Consider the following 15,826-nt stretch of genomic DNA (forward strand, 5'->3'; position numbering starts at 1 on the left):
GCATGCAACCGGTGACCCTGCTGGTGTACGGCAAGGGCGGGCCCGCGCTGGAATACCTGCTGCCGAGACTCACCAGCCGTGCCGTCGTCGACGTCCTGCTGGTCGGCGAGCCCTTGCCCTGGCAGCGCGAACTCCTGTTCCGCCTGTGCCGACAACTGCGCCACGCCCGGCCCGACGCCCCACTGGCCGACGAGATCGTCGAGCACGCCACCGCCGTACGCGCCGACGCCGTGCTCACCTTCTCCGAGTTCTGCGTCGTGCCCACCGCGGCGGCCTGCCTGCGACTCGGCCTGCCCGGGCCCGGCCCGGGCGCGGCGACCTCCCGCAACAAGCTGCTCATGCGGCGCGCCTGGGAGGCGGCGGGCGTACCGAATCCGGCGTTCCGTCCGGTCGACTCGCTCGACGACCTGGCCGCGGCCTGCGCCGAGCTGGACGGTCCCGTGATCGTCAAGTCGGTCCTCGGCGCGGGTTCGATCGGGCAGGCCACGATCCAGCCCGGCGACGACCCCGAGCCGGTGTGGCGGGAACTCGCGGCGGCCGTCGACGCCGCGCGGGAGTCGGGCATGTCCGAGCACGGCAGCGCCGGCGGACCCCGCTTCCTGGCCGAGGAGGTCATCGACGCGAGCACGGAGGGCTGGTACACCGAGCCCGGCTTCGGCGACTACCTCAGCGTGGAGGGGCTGGTGGCGGGCGGCACCTACCACCCGCTGGCGATCACCGCACGGCTGCCCACGATCCCGGTGTACGTGGAGCTGAGCAACCAGGCGCCGTGTGTGCTGGCGCCGGCGCTGCAACAGCGCATCGCCGACGTCGCCCGCCGTGCCGTCGACGCGCTCGATCTGGACACCTGCGCCACGCACACCGAGTTCAAGCTGATGGCCGACGGCTCGGTGCGGCTCCTGGAGTCGGCGGCCCGCGCCGGTGGTGCGGCCGTCACCCGCGAACTGCTGGAGGTCTACGGCGTCGACCTCATCGCCCTCCAGCACGCCGCCGCGCTCGACGAGGCGCCCGACGTGCCGGGTCGGCTGCTGCTGCCCGCGGACGCCACCTGCGCCGCCGCGTCCCTCTCGGTCATCGCGTCCGACTCGTCGGGCAAGCCCTGGCCGGTGCTGCCCCCGTTCGATCCCGACCATGTCGACTGGTCGTCCCTGGTGTCGCCCGCCACCACGGTCGAACTGGTGCGCGGTCAGTCTCAGGAGCCGGGCACGCCGATGCCCCGTTACCACCCGAACACCGGCGTGCTCGGCTACGCCGGCCTGCTCTTCCTGCGGACCACCGACCCGCTGACGCTGCGCGACGACGCGCTCCGGATCCTCGACGGCCTCGCCGAGGCGATGGACCGGGCCCGGAGGACGCCCTGACCCGCCCGTACCGCTCCGACGAAGGAAATGGAGTCCGATGTCTCTCGTGCTCGGCCTGAACCTCAGCCACGACCGCTCTGCCTGCCTGGTGCGCGACGGCGAGATCGCCGTTGCCGTCGAAGAGGAGCGCCTGGACCGCATCAAGCACTCCGAGGGTTTCCTCGTGCAGGGACACTTCGAGCGCATCACCAAGACCCTGCCGATGAAGGCGGTCACCTACTGCCTCGACGCGGTCGGCGCCGGCATCGACGACGTGGACCTGGTGGTCGGCAACCGCCCCCTGGGCGACGGGGCGGTCCGCCGCATCCTGCGCGAGCTGCCCATCAAGGACAAGACCAAGGTCCGCGCGCTGCCGCTGCCCGGCCACCACCGCGCACACGCCGCCGTCGCCTACTACCCCTCCGGGTACGACGAGGCGGCCGTCCTCGTCGTGGACCAGGCCGGCGCCCGGTTCCCGGACAGCACCATCGAGAAGCACACCCTGTTCCGGGGGACCGGCGACCGGTTGGAACCGGTGGCCGCCTGCCGCTACCCGGCCGACTACTCCGACCTGAGCCTCGGCCTGTTCTACGACTTCTTCACCACCAGGTTGGGCTTCGTCACCAGGTACGGCACCCCGGACTTCGGCGTGTTCGGCTGCGGGGGCTATCCGGAGGCGGGCAAGACCATGGGGCTGGCACCCTACGGCCGGCCGCGTCCCGACTGGGGTGACTGGCTCACGTTCGACGGCTTCGACATCCGCTCGGCCCAGAAGGACCTCGAGGACATCTGGCAACGGCTGCTCGCCGAGGAGGGCGCCGGCTACGACCCGGCGGACCCGCTGCGCTGGCAGTCGCCGTTCGCGGAGGACGTCGCCTATCACGTGCAGGCCGAGCTGGAGCGGGCGATGCTGCACCTCGCCGGGGTGGCGCACGAGCTGACCGGCTCGGACCACCTCTGCATGGCCGGCGGCGTCATGCTCAACTCGGTCGCCAACGAGCGGGTGCGCGCCGAGTCACCGTTCCGGGAGGTCTTCATCCCGCCGGCGGCCGGCGACTCGGGTGTCGCGATCGGCGCGGCCCTCCACGGCAGCGTCGAGCTGCTCGGCGCCCGGCGTCCCGCGGTGATGCGGACGGCGTCCTTCGGCCGGGCGTACACGCGGGACGAGGTGCTGGACGCGCTGCGCACGGTCGTCGACCACACGGGAGTGGAGCTGACCTGGCGGGAGGCCGGCCCCCGCGACGTCGCCGAGCTGCTCGCCGCGCACCGGGTCGTCGGATGGTTCAGCGGCGGTTCCGAGATCGGCCCGCGGGCGCTCGGCAACCGCAGCATGCTGGCGGACCCGCGGCACCCCGCGATGCGCGACTACCTGAACACCGTGGTCAAGCATCGGGAGCCGTTCCGCCCGTACGCTCCGTCCGCGCTCGTCGAGCACGCGGACAGCTGGTTCGACTTCACCGGCGAGAGCCCGTTCATGCTGCTCGTCCCGCAGGTGAGCGCGGCCCATCGGGAGAGCGTCCCGAGCATCACCCATGTCGACGGCACCGCCCGCCTGCAGACGGTCTCGGCGGCCGACAATCCGGCCTACCACGCGGTGATCTCCGCGTTCCACGAGTTGACCGGGGTGCCGATCGTGCTGAACACGTCGTACAACGACGCCGGCGAGCCGATCGTCGAGACACCGCTGCACGCCCTCTGCACGTTCGTCCGCACCGAACTCGACCACCTCTACCTTGACGGGATCCTGGTGACCAAGTCCGGGCGGGAACTCGGCGCGTCCCATCCCGCGCGCACGCCGCTCACCGGAGACAACGCCCGGTGACTCTGCTTCCGGACCTCGGTTCCGCGACCCGCCGTGAGCACCACCTGCGGCGGGTCCGCACCGGCTTCGTGCTCAGCCAGGTCTTCTTCGGCCTGGCGACCAGCCTGTTCGACATGTACTACGCGTTGTTCCTCGGGCAGGTGGGCATCTCGCCGGCCGGCGCCGGCCAGGTCTTCTCGGTCGGCTTCACCGTCATGGCGGTGATCGTGCTGCCGCTGAGCGCGTTCACCGACCGGCTCGGCCTCGAACCGATGATGTTGCTCAGCAGCTTCGGCTTCGCCGGCACGATGCTGGCGATCCCGTTCGTCGACAGCCTCTCCGCCCACCTGGTGCTGTTCGGCCTCAACAGCGTCTGCTCCGCGCTGATGCTGGTGAGCGTCAACGCCGTGCTCGCCTCGGCCATCGACGACGAGCAGGCGCGCTTCGCGGTGTTCCGCACCGGCTTCGTCGCCTTCCTCACCGCTTCCGCGGTCGGCAACGTGGCCGGCGTGTTGCTCGCCCGGGTCGGCGACGAGAGCGCCGGCTGGTACCGCTTCGATCTGCTGTGCTCAGCCGTGCTGGCCCTGCTGATCGGGATCTCCCGGACAGCCATGTGGCGTCGCGGCGCCCGGCCGGCCCGCGCGCCCGGCGAGTCCCGCCCGCCGGTCCTGCCGGCGCTGCGCGCCGACGCCGCTCACCTCACCGGCCTGTTCGCCCTGGCCGTCCTCGTCGGTGGCGCCGGCGTCCTCGCCATCCGCTTCATCAACCTGGTGGCCGTCAACTACCTGCACCTGGCCACCGAGTCGCTGGGCTGGCTCCTGGTCGCGGACCGCCTGGCCAGCGTCCTGGGCATCTTCGTCCTGTTCCCCCTGATGAAGCGCGGCGGGGCTCTCCGCGTGGCCGGCCTCGCCATGATCGCGGCGCTGTTCCTCCAGTTCCTGAGCGCCACCGCCGGCACGGCCAGCCTCTTCGTCCTCTGGTATCTGCTGCGCCAGGGGGCCCATTACGCCCAGATGCCGGTCCTTGACAGTTTCGCCAACAGTCGGGCCGCGCACGGCACCCGCGCCTTCGTGAACGGTGTCCAGCGGATGGGCATCTTCACCGGAAGCGCCGTGGCCTCCCTCGCCTACGGCACCCTGATGGCGGCCGGTCGCTACCCGGCCGCCATCGTCCTCTCCGGTGTCCTGTCCCTCCTGGCCGGCGTGTTGTATCTGGTCCAGTCCCGCCACGGGCTTCGCCGTTGACAGCGGATCCGGTCCGCGCCGTGCGTCCGGTGCAGGCCGGTGCCGGCCACCGTGTGCGGTGCGGTGACCCGCCCGGGCCGGCGCCTGCCGACGCCGGAACCCCCGGCCGATCCGCCAGGGGTTCCGGCGCGCCCGGGTCAGGTCAACGGGACCCGGCGGGCGAGGGCGGCGCCGCCGCTCTCGAAGGCGGCCAGGACGGAGGTGGGTGTGCCTCCGGTCACCGGCACCACGACGGTCGTCGCGCGTCCGCGGCGTAGCTGCACCGAGCGCTCACCGAGCGATCGGTCGCCGTCGTAGCTGTGCAGGTACACCGTCCCGGCGCGGTCGGCGCGGACGGTCACCCGCACCCCGCCGGTCACCCGTCGTGGTCCGGTCAGTCGCAGCGCCCGCTCGGGCAGCCGGGCCACGGCGGCCGGAGCGACGCCGTCCACCGCCGACTGCGCGATGGTCTGCGCGCTGTGCACGCTGCGCGCGGCGGTGTCCGGGAAGACGGGGGTGCTGGGCTGCCGAGACGCCGGGGTGAGCCCGGGCAGGGTGACGAGACCGTAGCGGTACGGGTCGGCCCGGACGCCGGTGAACGTGGACCAGCCCAGCCGGGACTGGGAGCTGAGGTCCTGGGTGTCCGAGTCGTAGACCAGCACGTTGAAGCCCATCCGGGCCGGGTCGATCGCGTCGGGCAGCACCGCGTACGGAATGCGTGCCTCGATGGTGTAGCCGGTGTACGGCGCGGTGACCTTGCTGACCACGGTCATCCCCGGGGCGGTCGTGGCGCCCGGTCCCTGCCGGTTGTCGGCGTCCCGCTGCCAGCACGGCGGGTCGCCGTTGGCGGGGTCGTCGGTGACCGGGAAGATACCCGCCTTGAACACGGTGGAGGTGTCGCTCGAGTTCCCCTTCGGGTCGACGATGATCTCCACACTGTCGGTACGCCGCTGCCGCTTGCAGTCCTGCGGCACCACCTTCTTACCGAGCACGTCGTCGGTGACCTGGACGAAGACGAGCAGGGAGTCCTCGGTCCAGGCGATCCGCCCCTTGGCCGAGGCATCCTGCTCGGTGGTGGCCGCTCCCTCCCAGATGCGGGACAGGTCCAGTTCCTCGCCGGGGTACTCGCCGGGGCTGGCCACCCCGTCGACGGCGTGGTCCTGCCCGGCGCGCGGCACCACGCTCGTCGGCACGATCTCCAGGGCGCCGGTCTCCACGGTGCTGCCGGTGCCGCTGGTGGTGGTGATGGTGACGCCGTAGTCGCCTCCGTCGCCGCCCTCGTTGGCGGTCGGCAGGCCGGTGTCGCTGTTGGTGACGGTGAAGGTGACCGCTCCGGTGGCGCCCGGTGCGAGGCCGGTGTAGCTCTTGGTCGCCGCGTCCGCGGTGAAGCCGGCCGGCAGGCCGAGGGTGACGGTGCCGCTCTGCGGCTTCCTGCCGTGGTTGCGCAGGTCGATCCGGACGGACCGGCTCTTGCCGGAGCCGATGGTCAGCACCGGCTTGATCAGGGTGTCCAGCTGCGGGTAGCCGCTGTCGCCGGCCCAGGTGCGGAACAGCCCGACCTCGGGCAGCGGCTCCAGGGTGCCGCGCACGTCGGCGACCACCCGGACGGCGCGGTCCGTGCGTCCGGTGCCCTGGCGGGTGGTCAGGGTGCCGCCGAGGAGTTGCTGGGCATTGGTGCCGGCGTCGGCGGGGACGGTCACGGTGAAGGTCGCCGTGCGTTCCTTGCCGGCCGGTACGGCGCCGCGCAGCGCGCCGGAGCCGGTGGCGGTCCAGCCCGCGGGCAGTCGCAGCGCGACCCGGGGCGCGGTCAGCGCCCGGTTCCGGGGCGCCCGCACGTGGGCGGTGACCTTGACGCTCTGCCCGGGGGTGACGTCGAACCGGTCGGTGGTCAGGTGGAACTCGGTGCCGCCGGGCAGGCCGCCGGCCGCCGGGGGCAGCACCGAGCCGCGCAGGATCGCCTCAGGGGAGGTGTCCGACGGGTCGTACGGGACGCGGCTGTCGACCAGGGTGTAGAAGTCGCAGCGGATCTTGGACGGGTCGGTGGGGGCGGCGGCGGTGTTCGCCCAGCCCTGGGTGACGTACTGCCGGCGGGCCTCGACCTCGATCTCGGCCCAGGTCCGGCCGTCGGCGGCGCGAGCGCCCTCCCAGACGCCGAACACCTGGTCGGTCGGGACGGCCGGCACGAAGCTGGAGGCGCACTGCGGCCCGGTGGACGAGGTGCCGGTGCCGCCGGTACGCAGGAGCTTCGCCGCCCGGAACGGCTTGAGTCCTTCCCGGCGGATCTGCTCGGGGAAGGCCTTCGGGTCGGCGGCGGCCTGGAACGCCTCGGCGGCGAACCGGGCGGCCTGCTGGTGGTTGCCGTGGTTGCCGGGGGTGGGGGACGGGTTCATCGTCATCAGGATCTCGGGCCGGGTCTGCCGGATCACCCGGACGATCTGGCCCAGCGTCTCGTCGTGTCCCCAGATCTGTTCCGACAGGGGTGCCGAGGCCGTGTACCAGAAGTCGACGTGGTCGAGGTTGTAGAGGTTCTCCACCCCGGCCTTGCCGATCGCGGTGCGCTCCTCGCGCTCCCGGATGATGCCCAGCGGTGGTCCCTCCTCCAGGCCCACCGCGTTGCCTCCCCCCTCTCCACGGGTGATCGTGACGACGCCGGCCTTGGCGCCGTAATTCTGTTTCCACTGGCCGAGGGTGGCGAGGCTGCCGGCCTCGTCGTCGGGGTGCGCGCTGACGAAGAGAACATCCAGGTCGACGGCGTGGGCCGGTTGGTTGTGGGTGGGGGTGGCGTGAGCCATGGCCGGTGTCCCGGACAGGGCCAGGGCGAGCGCCGTGGGTAGCAGGAACGCCTTGATGCGCATGTGGATCCTTTCGCGTGACGCGAGGTCCGCGCAGCGGCCGGCGACGTCGGGCGCGGCTGCGCCGACGTCGGGGTCGCGGAGTGGACGGTGGTGAGTGGGGTCGCGGGTGGACGGCGGGTGAGGCGCCGGCGTCGCCGGGTCCGTACACACTGGAAGGCCTTCGTTCGGTGACGCTAAGGACCGACGCGACGGCCCGTCAATGCTTTGGAAGGAGTTTCTTCATTTGCAGAAGAAAACAAGTCGGCGTTCTGCGGGTCTCGGGGTGCGGCGGTGGCACCCGAGCGGTGGACCGTGAGTGCGTGGCGGCTGAAACGTTTCCGCTGCCAGTCGAGCTAGCGTCCGGATGATGGGCCGTTCGGCCGCTTGACGATTTAATTCGCTCGCCGTAATAATCGCCCTCATCCCGAGCACACTGTTGCCCCCGCCGGTGGCGATCCTCTACGGTCTGCTCAAGCGGTGGGCGGTGCGGTCCGCATCCGACCGACACCGCCGGGTGCCCGTCGCGCGGGCCGGGACGGTGGAGTCCCGGGCCACTCCGTCGACGGTCGTCGCGGCGGTCGTGTGACTCCAGCTCGTCCTCCGGGTGGTGCTGCCCGGCGCGGCTCCGCGCGGAGCCGACAGCGAGCGGGCCACGCCGATCCCCACCGGAGAATCCCGTGTTCCTCAGCCCGCACGAGCAGGACCGCCTGCTCGTCCACGTCGCGGCCGACGTCGCTCGCCGCCGCCGCGAGCGCGGCCTGCGACTCAACTATCCCGAAGCCGTCGCGATCATCACCGCCTTCCTGCTCGAAGGGGCCCGCGACGGACGGTCGGTGGTCGACCTCACGTCGGCCGGCCGGACGGTGCTCGGCCGCGAGGACGTGCAGGACGGCATCCCCGAGTTGCTGAGGGAGGTGCAGGTGGAGGCGACGTTCCCGGACGGTACCAAGCTCGTGACGGTGCACCACCCGATCCCGTGATCCCCGGGGAGATCCTGCCGGCGGCCGGCCCGGTCGAGATCAACGTGGGTCGGCCGGTGACCACCCTGGTCGTGGTCAACACCGCCGACCGTCCGGTGCAGGTCGGCTCGCACTACCACTTCGCCGAGGCCAACCCGGCCCTGATGTTCGACCGGGCGGTCGCCTGGGGCCAGCGTCTCGCCGTTCCGGCGGGTACCTCGGTCCGGTTCGAGCCGGGCGTGAGCCGCACCGTCGAGCTGGTCCCGTTCGGCGGCGCACGCGTCGTGCCCGGGCTGCGCGGCGAGTGCGCCGGGCCGCTCGACGTAGCCGCACCGACCGCGCCCGGAACGGACGCGCCGGCAAGCGGGGCGCCGGCGGGCGACGGGCCGGCGCGGTGAGCGCCGTGCGGCGGGACCGCTACATCGACCTGTACGGGCCGACCACCGGCGACCGTGTCCGGCTGGCCGACACGAGCCTGCTGATCGAGGTGGAGACCGACCACTGCGTGGGCGGCGACGAGGCGGTCTTCGGCGGCGGGAAGGTGATCCGCGAGTCGATGGGCCAGTCCCGGGCGACCCGCGCCGAGGGCGCCCTCGACACCGTCATCACCGGCGCGGTGGTGCTCGACCACTGGGGCGTGGTCAAGGCCGACGTGGGTCTGCGCGACGGGCGGATCGTCGCCCTGGGCCGGGCCGGCAACCCGGACACCATGCCCGGCGTCCACCCCGAGCTGGTCATCGGCCCGGCCACCGAGGTCATCGCCGGGAACGGCCGGATCCTCACCGCCGGCGCCGTCGACACCCACGTGCACTTCATCTGCCCGCAGATCGTCACCGAGGCCCTGGCCAGCGGCATCACCACACTCGTCGGCGGCGGCACCGGCCCCGCCGAGGGCACCCGGGCCACGACGGTCACCCCGAACGCCTGGCACCTGGCCCGCATGCACGAGGCGCTGGACACGCTGCCGGTCAACGTGCTGCTGCTCGGCAAGGGCAACACCGTCTCGCCGGAGGCGCTGTGGGAGCAGTTGCGCGCCGGCGCGGGCGGTTTCAAGCTGCACGAGGACTGGGGCACCACCCCGGCGGCGATCGACGCCTGCCTGCGGGTGGCGGACGCCTCCGGGGTGCAGGTGTCCATCCACACCGACACCCTCAACGAGGCCGGTTTCGTGGCCGACACGCTGCGGGCGATCGCCGGTCGGGCGATCCACTCGTACCACACCGAGGGCGCCGGGGGCGGGCACGCGCCGGACATCATCACGGTGGCCGGCGAGCCCAACGTGCTGCCGTCGTCGACCAACCCGACCCGGCCGTACACCGCCAACACCCTCGCCGAGCACCTGGACATGCTGATGGTCTGCCACCATCTCAACCCGTCCGTGCCGGAGGACCTGGCCTTCGCCGAGAGCCGCATCCGACCGTCCACCATGGCCGCCGAGGACCTGCTGCACGACCTCGGCGCGATCTCCATCATCGGCTCCGACGCCCAGGCGATGGGCCGGGTCGGTGAGGTGATCCTGCGCACCTGGCAGAGCGCGCACGTGATGAAGGAGCGGGTCGGCGCGCTACCCGGCGACGGCGCGGCCGACAACCACCGGGCCCGCCGGTACGTGGCGAAGTACACCATCTGCGCGGCGATGGCGAACGGGCTGGACGCCGAGATCGGCTCGGTCGAGCCGGGCAAGCTGGCCGACCTGGTGCTGTGGGATCCGGCGTTCTTCGGCGTACGACCGCACCTGGTGCTCAAGGGCGGCATGATCGCGTACGCCCAGATGGGTGACGCGAACGCGTCCATCCCGACGCCGCAGCCGATGCTGCCGCGCCCGATGTTCGGGGCGTACGGCGCCGCGGCGGCGGCCACCAGCCTGGCGTTCGTCGCGCCGGCCGCGCTCGACGCCGGGCTGCGCCTGGACGTGCGGCGACGGGTGGTGCCCGTCGCGGACGTGCGCTCGCGGGGCAAGGCCGACCTGCCGGAGAACGACGCGATGCCCCGGATCGAGGTGGACCCGGACACGTTCACCGTGCGGATCGACGGTCAGGTGGTGGAGCCGGATCCGGTGCCACGCCTGCCGATGGCCCAGCGGTACTTCCTGTTCTGATGGCGACGTCGAGCCTGCTCCTGCTGCTGGCCGACGGTCGTTTCCCGGCCGGCGCGCACGCCCACTCCAACGGCCTGGAGGCGGCCGTCGCCGCCGGCCGGGTCACCGATCTGGCCTCGTTGGAGGCGTTCCTGGCCGGCCGGCTGGCCACCGCCGGGCTGGTCGGCGCGGCGTTCGCGGCGGCGGCGCACCGGGCGGTGACCTCGGCCGGCTCCGCCGACCGCGGGGCCACGCTGGCGTTGCTCGACGCGGAGCTGGACGCCCGGACGGCGGCGCCGGCGCTGCGCGCGGTGTCCCGTCGCCAGGGCCGGGCCCTGCTGCGCGCGGGCCGGGCCATCTGGCCGGCGGCGTCCTTCGACGGCCTGCCCGCCACACCCGGCGGAGCACACCAGCCGTTGGTGCTCGGGCTGCTCTGCGCCGCCGCCGGCCTGAGCCGCGCCGAGACCGCCACGGTCGCCGTCCACGGGACGGTGACCGGTGCGGCAAGTGCGGGCGTACGCCTGCTCGGCCTCGACCCGTACCGGGTCCAGGCCCTGCTCGTCGGTCTCGCCGACCGATGCGACGGCACCGCCGCCGAGGCGGCCCGGGCCGCCGACGACCCACCCGAGCGGCTGCCCGCGGCAGCCGCGCCCCTCGCCGACATCCACGCCGAAGCTCATGCCACCTGGGAGGTGCGTCTCTTTGCGTCCTGACACCGTTGGGCCGACCGCTGCGCCCACTGCCGAGAAGAATCCCGCCCCGCACGACGAGACCGTTCCGCACACCCACCCCGAACCGGGGGTGGACCCGCATCCGCCGCTGGCACTCCCCGGCCGGGCGCTGCGCGTCGGCATCGGCGGGCCTGTCGGGTCCGGCAAGACCGCCCTGGTGGCGGCCCTGTGCCGGGCCTTCGCCGGCGAGCTGCGACTCGGCGTGGTCACCAACGACATCTACACGACCGAGGACGCCGACTTCCTCAAGCGGGCCGGCGTGCTGGACCCGACCCGGATCCGCGCCGTGGAGACCGGTTGCTGCCCGCACACCGCCATCCGGGACGACATCGGGGCCAACCTCGACGCCGTGGACGAGTTGGCGGAGGCGGTCGGCCCGCTGGACCTGGTGCTGATCGAGAGCGGCGGGGACAACCTGACCGCCACGTTCAGTCGGGGCCTGGTGGACCGGCAGATCTTCGTGGTCGACGTGGCCGGCGGGGACAAGGTGCCGCGCAAGGGCGGACCCGGGGTGACGTCCGCCGACCTGCTCGTGATCAACAAGACCGACCTGGCCCCGATGGTGGGCGCGGACCTGGCCGTCATGGACCGGGACGCGCGGGCCCGGCGCGGCGACCTGCCGACCGTGTTCCTGTCGATCGTCGGCGACCAGACCGCGGGGCGGGTCGCCGACTGGATCCGCCACGAACTGGCCCACCACGCGGCCCGGCACCCGATCGCCGCGCGGGTCGGCCCGACCTGATGCGCGCGTACGCCCGGCTGGTGGCGCGGGCCGACGGCCGGGGCGGCACGGTCCTCGCCGAGCTGCGCGGCGAGACGCCGCTGCTGCTGCGACAGACCCCCGGCAGCGGTCGGGTCGTGACCGTGTACGTCGTCGGCGGGGCGGCCGGCCCGCTCGCCGGCGACGACCTGCGGCTGGAGATCGAGGTGGGACCGGGGGCGGCGGTGCGGGTACACAGCGTCGCCGCCTCGGTCGCCCTGCCCGGCCGCCCCGACGCGGTGTCGCGGATGGCGGTCCGCGCCGTGGTGCACGACGGCGGCGCGCTGCACTGGCTGCCGGAGCAACTGGTCGCGGCGGCCGGCTGCGCCCACCTCGCCGAGTCCCGGGTCGAGCTGGCCGCCGGGGCGAGGTTGACCTGGCGCGACGAGGTGATCTGCGGCCGGTACGGCGAGGCGCCCGGCGGCGCGGTCGTGCACACCCGGGTCGACTACGACGGCCGCCCGCTGCTGCGCCAGTCGCTGGCCGTGGGACCGGGCGCGCCCGGCTGGGCCGGCCCCGCGGTGCTCGGCGGCGCTTCGGCCACGGGGTCGTTGCTGGTGGTGGACCCGTCGCTGCCCCACGAGCGCGCGACGGTCGAGGGCACCCTCGCCCGGCTGCCCCTGGCCGGTGGTCCGGCGACACTGTGGACCGCGACCGCGCCCGACGCGCACACGTTGCGCGCCCAGCTCGACGTGGCGGTCGCGCCGCTGGGCGCCGAGGTGGGGTGAGGCGGGGGTCAGCGGCGCGGGCCGGCCGCCTCGGCGTGGTCGCGGCGACCCGCCGGGTCGAGTCGGGCGATCAGGTCGCTGAGGTGGTCGAGCAGGGCGGTGTCGGCGGGTACGCCCGCCTCGGCGAGGCTGGTCCGGACCCGCTCGTCGAGGCGGGCGTGCTCGCGGCGGCCCCGGGTGGTCAGGTAGGCCCGGATCCGTCGGCGGTCCAGCGGGTCGATCCGCCGGAACACCAAATTGCGGTCGACGAGCTGGTCGACCAGCTTGGTGAGGGTCCCCGGCGGCAGCGACGCCTCGGCGGACACCTCGCTCATCGGATGGCCCTGACCGTCGGCGAGCAGGCAGAGCACCCGCCACGCCTCGGTGGTCAGGTCGTCGTCGGCAAGCACGGCGGCCAACCGGCGGGAGAGCAGCCGTTCGGCGCGGGCGAGCGAGCGCAGCAGATCGGCTGGCGCCCCGGGCACGTCTGACATAAAGCTCCCTGGGCCGGTGGCCCTGTCATCGTAGCGACTCGTCCCGCTCCGTGGTGAGCTGTGGTTTTCCCCCGTCGACCGGGCAATCATGGGCTCATGTCCGCGCCGGCACCGCCGTGGCTCACCGTCGATCGGGCCGTGGTCAGCATCGCGCTTGTCTACCCGATGCGCGGGCCGGCGGGAATGTTCGGCCCGACCTGCGAACTCTGCGCCCAGCTCGCGGTCGAGGAGATCAACGCCGGTGGTGGGGTGCTGGGCCGCGAGGTGCGGCTGGTGCCGGTCGACGGTGGCGCCCCGCCGGCCGAGGTGGCCGCCCAGGTGGAGGCGCTGGTGTCGGTGGGCGCCGTGCAGGGCGTGACCGGTTGGCACATCTCCTCGGTGCGGCAGGCGCTGGCGCCGCGGGTCGCGCACCGGGTGCCGTACGTCTACACCGCCCTGTACGAGGGCGGCGAGCGTACCGAGGGGGTCTATCTGACGAGCGAGACGCCGGATGCCCAGCTGTGGCCCGCGATGCGGCTGCTCGCGGGGGAGCAGGGCGTGCGCCGCTGGTTCGTGGTCGGCAACGACTACGTGTGGCCCCGGCGCACCGCGCGGGCGGCCCAGCGGTACGCGCTGCGCGGCGGCGGTCGGGTGGTGGGGCAGGCGTTCCTGCCGCTGGAGACGTACGACTTCGACGACGTGTTACGCCGGATCGAGCGCAGCGGGGCCGACGCGGTGGTGATGCTGCTCGTCGGCGCGGACGCGGTGCGGTTCAACCGGGCGTTCGCGCGTGCCGGGATGGACCAGCGTTGCCTGCGGCTGAGCACCCTGATGGACGAGAACATGCTGCTGGCGAGCGGGGCGGGCGCGACGCGGCGGCTCTACAGCACGGCGGGTTTCTTCGCCGGCCTCGGGACGCAGGAGAACCTCGACTTCCACGGGGAGTTCGCCCGCCGGTTCGGGGTGGAGGCGCCGCCGCTGGGCAGCCTGGGGGAGTCCTGCTACGAGGGCGTCATGCTGCTCGCCGCCCTGATCGGGCAGGCCCGCACCCTCGACGTACGGGCGATCGAGACGGCTGCCGACACGGTGGCCTACCACGGGCCGCGCGGTCGGCTGCGGCTGCGTCGTCGGCACGTGCGTCAGCGGATCTACCTCGCCGAGGCCGACGGTCTCGACTTCACCGTGCTCGCCCAGCTCTGACGCCCGGCACACCCTTGACACGTCCACCCGACCCGGCCCTAAAATACTTCCTGCGTGAAGTATCTGGCCGCGGCCGGATACCGCGATTGTGCGTCCACCGTCGGCGGAAATCTGTCCGCCGACCATTGTGGTGACCTTTTTCTCGCCGAAACAATCACTGCCGGCATCATCTTGAGAAGGTGATGCCGGCATTGTGACGTGCGCTCTCTCCAGGGCGCGCGGGAAACAGTCAATTAAGGACTGGGAAACGTCCGCGCAATCATGCCGGTCGACGCTTTGCGTGCCCGTAGCCGATGCGATGACCACAGGCGACGTCCACCCGTCGACCTCGGCATCGCCAACCTCAGCTCCACCGGACCGCACCGACCGTCCTTTCGTCACCTGACTGCACCGCAGGGAGAATAGATGTCACTTGTTTGGAGCCGCCGCATCCTGGCGGGCGCCATGACCCTCGTCGCCGCGGCGGCCATGACCGCGTGCGGCAGCAAGACCAGTGACGAGGGCGGCGGGGCCGGCGTCACCGCCGACGTCTCCGGCGACACCGTCAAGGTGGGCCTGCTCAACTCGCTCTCCGGCACCATGGCCATCAGCGAGGTCACCGTCCGCGACTCCATCATGCTCGCCGTCGAGGAGATCAACGCGGCCGGCGGCGTCCTCGGCAAGAAGATCCAACCGATCGGGGAGGACGGCGCCTCGGACTGGCCCACCTTCGCGGAGAAGGCCGAGAAGCTCATCTCCGAGGACCGGGTCGCCGCCGTTTTCGGCTGCTGGACGTCGGCCAGCCGCAAGGCGGTCAAGCCGGTGTTCGAGAAGAACAAGGCGCTGCTGTTCTACCCGGTGCAGTACGAGGGTCTGGAACAGTCGCCCTACATCTTCTACACCGGCGCGACGACCAACCAGCAGATCGTCCCCGGACTCGACTACCTCAAGGCTCAGGGAACGAAATCGGTCTACCTGGTCGGCAGCGACTACGTCTTCCCCCGGACGGCCAACAAAATCATCAAGGCGTACGCGGCGGCGAACGGGATGACAGTGGTCGGTGAGGATTACGCGCCGCTCGGGTCCACCGAATTCGGCACGATCGTCAACAAGGTCAAGTCGTCCGGCGCGAAGGCGGTCTTCAACACCCTGAACGGCGACAGCAACGTGGCGTTCTTCAAGGAGTACAAGTCGGCCGGGCTGACCGCCGCCGCGATGCCCGTGGTGTCGGTGTCCATCGCCGAGGAGGAGGTCAAGGGCATCGGCACCCAGTACCTGGAGGGTCAGCTGACCGCCTGGAACTACTACCAGACCACGCCCGGCGCGGCGAACGGCAAGTTCGTGGCCGCGTACAAGGCGAAGTACGGCGCGGACAAGCCGACGAGCGACCCGATGGAGGCCGCCTACGTCAGCGTCTACCTGTGGAAGGCGATGGTCGAGAAGGCCGGCGCGTTCGACGTCGAGAAGGTCCGCGGCGCCTCCGACGGCATCACCTTCGACGCGCCGGAGGGCCTGGTCACGGTCGACGGCAAGACCCAGCACATCGCCAAGACCGCCCGCATCGGCAAGATCGGCGCGGACGGCCTGATCACCGAGGTGTGGAACTCCGGCAAGCCGGTCGCGCCGGACCCGTACCTCAAGACCTATCCGTGGGCGAGCGGCCTGAGCTGACGACGCCGGCCCGGGCGGGCGCCGCGACGACGCGCCCCGCCCGGGCCCCCGACCAGCAGTACGGGAGTACC

15 protein-coding genes are annotated in these 15,826 nt (G+C 72.6%); 13 read left to right on the plus strand and 2 right to left on the minus strand.

Annotated elements, in window-relative coordinates; translation table 11 throughout:
- Nucleotides 1–2: 2 nt before the first annotated feature.
- Genes O7602_RS09250 through O7602_RS09260 form a run of 3 tightly spaced genes read left to right on the plus strand, consistent with a single transcriptional unit; the run spans nucleotide 3 to nucleotide 4,385 of the window.
- A complete protein-coding gene (locus O7602_RS09250; protein ID WP_281587878.1) occupies nucleotides 3–1,361 on the plus strand; it encodes a hypothetical protein in 1,359 nt (452 codons plus the stop codon).
- 37 nt (nucleotides 1,362–1,398) lie between these two features.
- Nucleotides 1,399–3,162, plus strand: a complete 1,764-nt coding sequence (locus O7602_RS09255; protein ID WP_281587879.1) for a carbamoyltransferase C-terminal domain-containing protein — start codon at nucleotides 1,399–1,401, stop codon at nucleotides 3,160–3,162.
- Complete coding sequence (locus O7602_RS09260) at nucleotides 3,159–4,385, plus strand: MFS transporter (RefSeq protein ID WP_281587880.1); 1,227 nt, start codon at nucleotides 3,159–3,161, stop codon at nucleotides 4,383–4,385. The genes O7602_RS09255 and O7602_RS09260 overlap by 4 nt, the downstream gene beginning before the upstream one ends.
- 137 nt (nucleotides 4,386–4,522) lie before the next feature.
- Here O7602_RS09260 and O7602_RS09265 read toward each other — a convergent pair whose 3' ends face one another.
- Nucleotides 4,523–7,219, minus strand: coding sequence for a sugar-binding protein (locus tag O7602_RS09265; protein WP_281587881.1), 2,697 nt, complete (start codon nucleotides 7,217–7,219; stop codon nucleotides 4,523–4,525).
- Between the two features lie 427 nt (nucleotides 7,220–7,646).
- Here O7602_RS09265 and O7602_RS09270 point away from each other — a divergent pair, with 427 nt between their 5' ends.
- The 7 genes from O7602_RS09270 (at nucleotide 7,647) to O7602_RS09300 (ending at nucleotide 12,453) form a co-directional block, all read left to right on the plus strand.
- The gene (locus O7602_RS09270) at nucleotides 7,647–7,784 is read left to right on the plus strand and encodes a hypothetical protein (RefSeq protein ID WP_281587882.1); all 138 of its coding nucleotides are present in this window, start codon (nucleotides 7,647–7,649) and stop codon (nucleotides 7,782–7,784) included.
- Between the two features lie 91 nt (nucleotides 7,785–7,875).
- Nucleotides 7,876–8,178: an urease subunit gamma gene (locus O7602_RS09275; RefSeq protein WP_281587883.1), complete on the plus strand. Its 303-nt coding sequence runs from the start codon at nucleotides 7,876–7,878 to the stop codon at nucleotides 8,176–8,178.
- Nucleotides 8,175–8,555 (plus strand): urease subunit beta, encoded by a 381-nt coding sequence (locus tag O7602_RS09280; RefSeq protein ID WP_281587885.1) that lies wholly within the window; start codon nucleotides 8,175–8,177, stop codon nucleotides 8,553–8,555. Before O7602_RS09275 ends, O7602_RS09280 begins: the two co-directional genes overlap by 4 nt.
- Nucleotides 8,552–10,255: an urease subunit alpha gene (locus tag O7602_RS09285; RefSeq protein ID WP_281587887.1), complete on the plus strand. Its 1,704-nt coding sequence runs from the start codon at nucleotides 8,552–8,554 to the stop codon at nucleotides 10,253–10,255. Before O7602_RS09280 ends, O7602_RS09285 begins: the two co-directional genes overlap by 4 nt.
- On the plus strand, nucleotides 10,255–10,947 hold the full coding sequence (locus O7602_RS09290) for an urease accessory UreF family protein (protein WP_281587889.1): 693 nt from the start codon (nucleotides 10,255–10,257) through the stop codon (nucleotides 10,945–10,947). The genes O7602_RS09285 and O7602_RS09290 overlap by 1 nt, the downstream gene beginning before the upstream one ends.
- Nucleotides 10,937–11,707, plus strand: a complete 771-nt coding sequence (gene ureG, locus O7602_RS09295) for an urease accessory protein UreG (protein WP_348651317.1) — start codon at nucleotides 10,937–10,939, stop codon at nucleotides 11,705–11,707. Before O7602_RS09290 ends, ureG begins: the two co-directional genes overlap by 11 nt.
- On the plus strand, nucleotides 11,707–12,453 hold the full coding sequence (locus O7602_RS09300) for an urease accessory protein UreD (RefSeq protein WP_281587890.1): 747 nt from the start codon (nucleotides 11,707–11,709) through the stop codon (nucleotides 12,451–12,453). Before ureG ends, O7602_RS09300 begins: the two co-directional genes overlap by 1 nt.
- Before the next feature lie 8 nt (nucleotides 12,454–12,461).
- On the opposite strand, the gene O7602_RS09305 is transcribed toward O7602_RS09300, so the two are convergent.
- Entirely contained in the window at nucleotides 12,462–12,926 is a 465-nt protein-coding gene (locus O7602_RS09305) for a MarR family transcriptional regulator (protein ID WP_281587891.1), read from the minus strand.
- Between the two features lie 96 nt (nucleotides 12,927–13,022).
- On the opposite strand from O7602_RS09305, the gene O7602_RS09310 reads away from it, so the two are divergent.
- The 3 genes from O7602_RS09310 (at nucleotide 13,023) to urtA (ending at nucleotide 15,755) form a co-directional block, all read left to right on the plus strand.
- On the plus strand, nucleotides 13,023–14,105 hold the full coding sequence (locus O7602_RS09310; RefSeq protein WP_281587892.1) for a substrate-binding domain-containing protein: 1,083 nt from the start codon (nucleotides 13,023–13,025) through the stop codon (nucleotides 14,103–14,105).
- Between the two features lie 54 nt (nucleotides 14,106–14,159).
- Nucleotides 14,160–14,288: a hypothetical protein gene (locus tag O7602_RS09315; protein ID WP_281587894.1), complete on the plus strand. Its 129-nt coding sequence runs from the start codon at nucleotides 14,160–14,162 to the stop codon at nucleotides 14,286–14,288.
- 222 nt (nucleotides 14,289–14,510) lie between these two features.
- A complete protein-coding gene (urtA, locus tag O7602_RS09320) occupies nucleotides 14,511–15,755 on the plus strand; it encodes an urea ABC transporter substrate-binding protein (protein ID WP_281587896.1) in 1,245 nt (414 codons plus the stop codon).
- The last annotated feature ends 71 nt before the right edge of the window (nucleotides 15,756–15,826 follow it).

The organism is Micromonospora sp. WMMD1128 (assembly GCF_027497235.1).
In the GTDB taxonomy this organism is placed as follows: Bacteria; Actinomycetota; Actinomycetes; order Mycobacteriales; family Micromonosporaceae; genus Micromonospora.

What these genes read in the sequence shown, in the direction of transcription:
- O7602_RS09250 (WP_281587878.1), top strand. Translation starts at nt 3, where the DNA reads ATGCAACCGGTGACCCTGCTGGTGTACGGCAAGGGCGGGCCCGCGCTG.
- O7602_RS09255 (WP_281587879.1), top strand. Translation starts at nt 1,399, where the DNA reads ATGTCTCTCGTGCTCGGCCTGAACCTCAGCCACGACCGCTCTGCCTGC.
- O7602_RS09265 (WP_281587881.1), bottom strand. Translation starts at nt 7,219, where the DNA reads ATGCGCATCAAGGCGTTCCTGCTACCCACGGCGCTCGCCCTGGCCCTG.
- O7602_RS09290 (WP_281587889.1), top strand. Translation starts at nt 10,255, where the DNA reads ATGGCGACGTCGAGCCTGCTCCTGCTGCTGGCCGACGGTCGTTTCCCG.
- O7602_RS09300 (WP_281587890.1), top strand. Translation starts at nt 11,707, where the DNA reads ATGCGCGCGTACGCCCGGCTGGTGGCGCGGGCCGACGGCCGGGGCGGC.
- O7602_RS09305 (WP_281587891.1), bottom strand. Translation starts at nt 12,926, where the DNA reads ATGTCAGACGTGCCCGGGGCGCCAGCCGATCTGCTGCGCTCGCTCGCC.
- O7602_RS09310 (WP_281587892.1), top strand. Translation starts at nt 13,023, where the DNA reads ATGTCCGCGCCGGCACCGCCGTGGCTCACCGTCGATCGGGCCGTGGTC.
- urtA (WP_281587896.1), top strand. Translation starts at nt 14,511, where the DNA reads ATGTCACTTGTTTGGAGCCGCCGCATCCTGGCGGGCGCCATGACCCTC.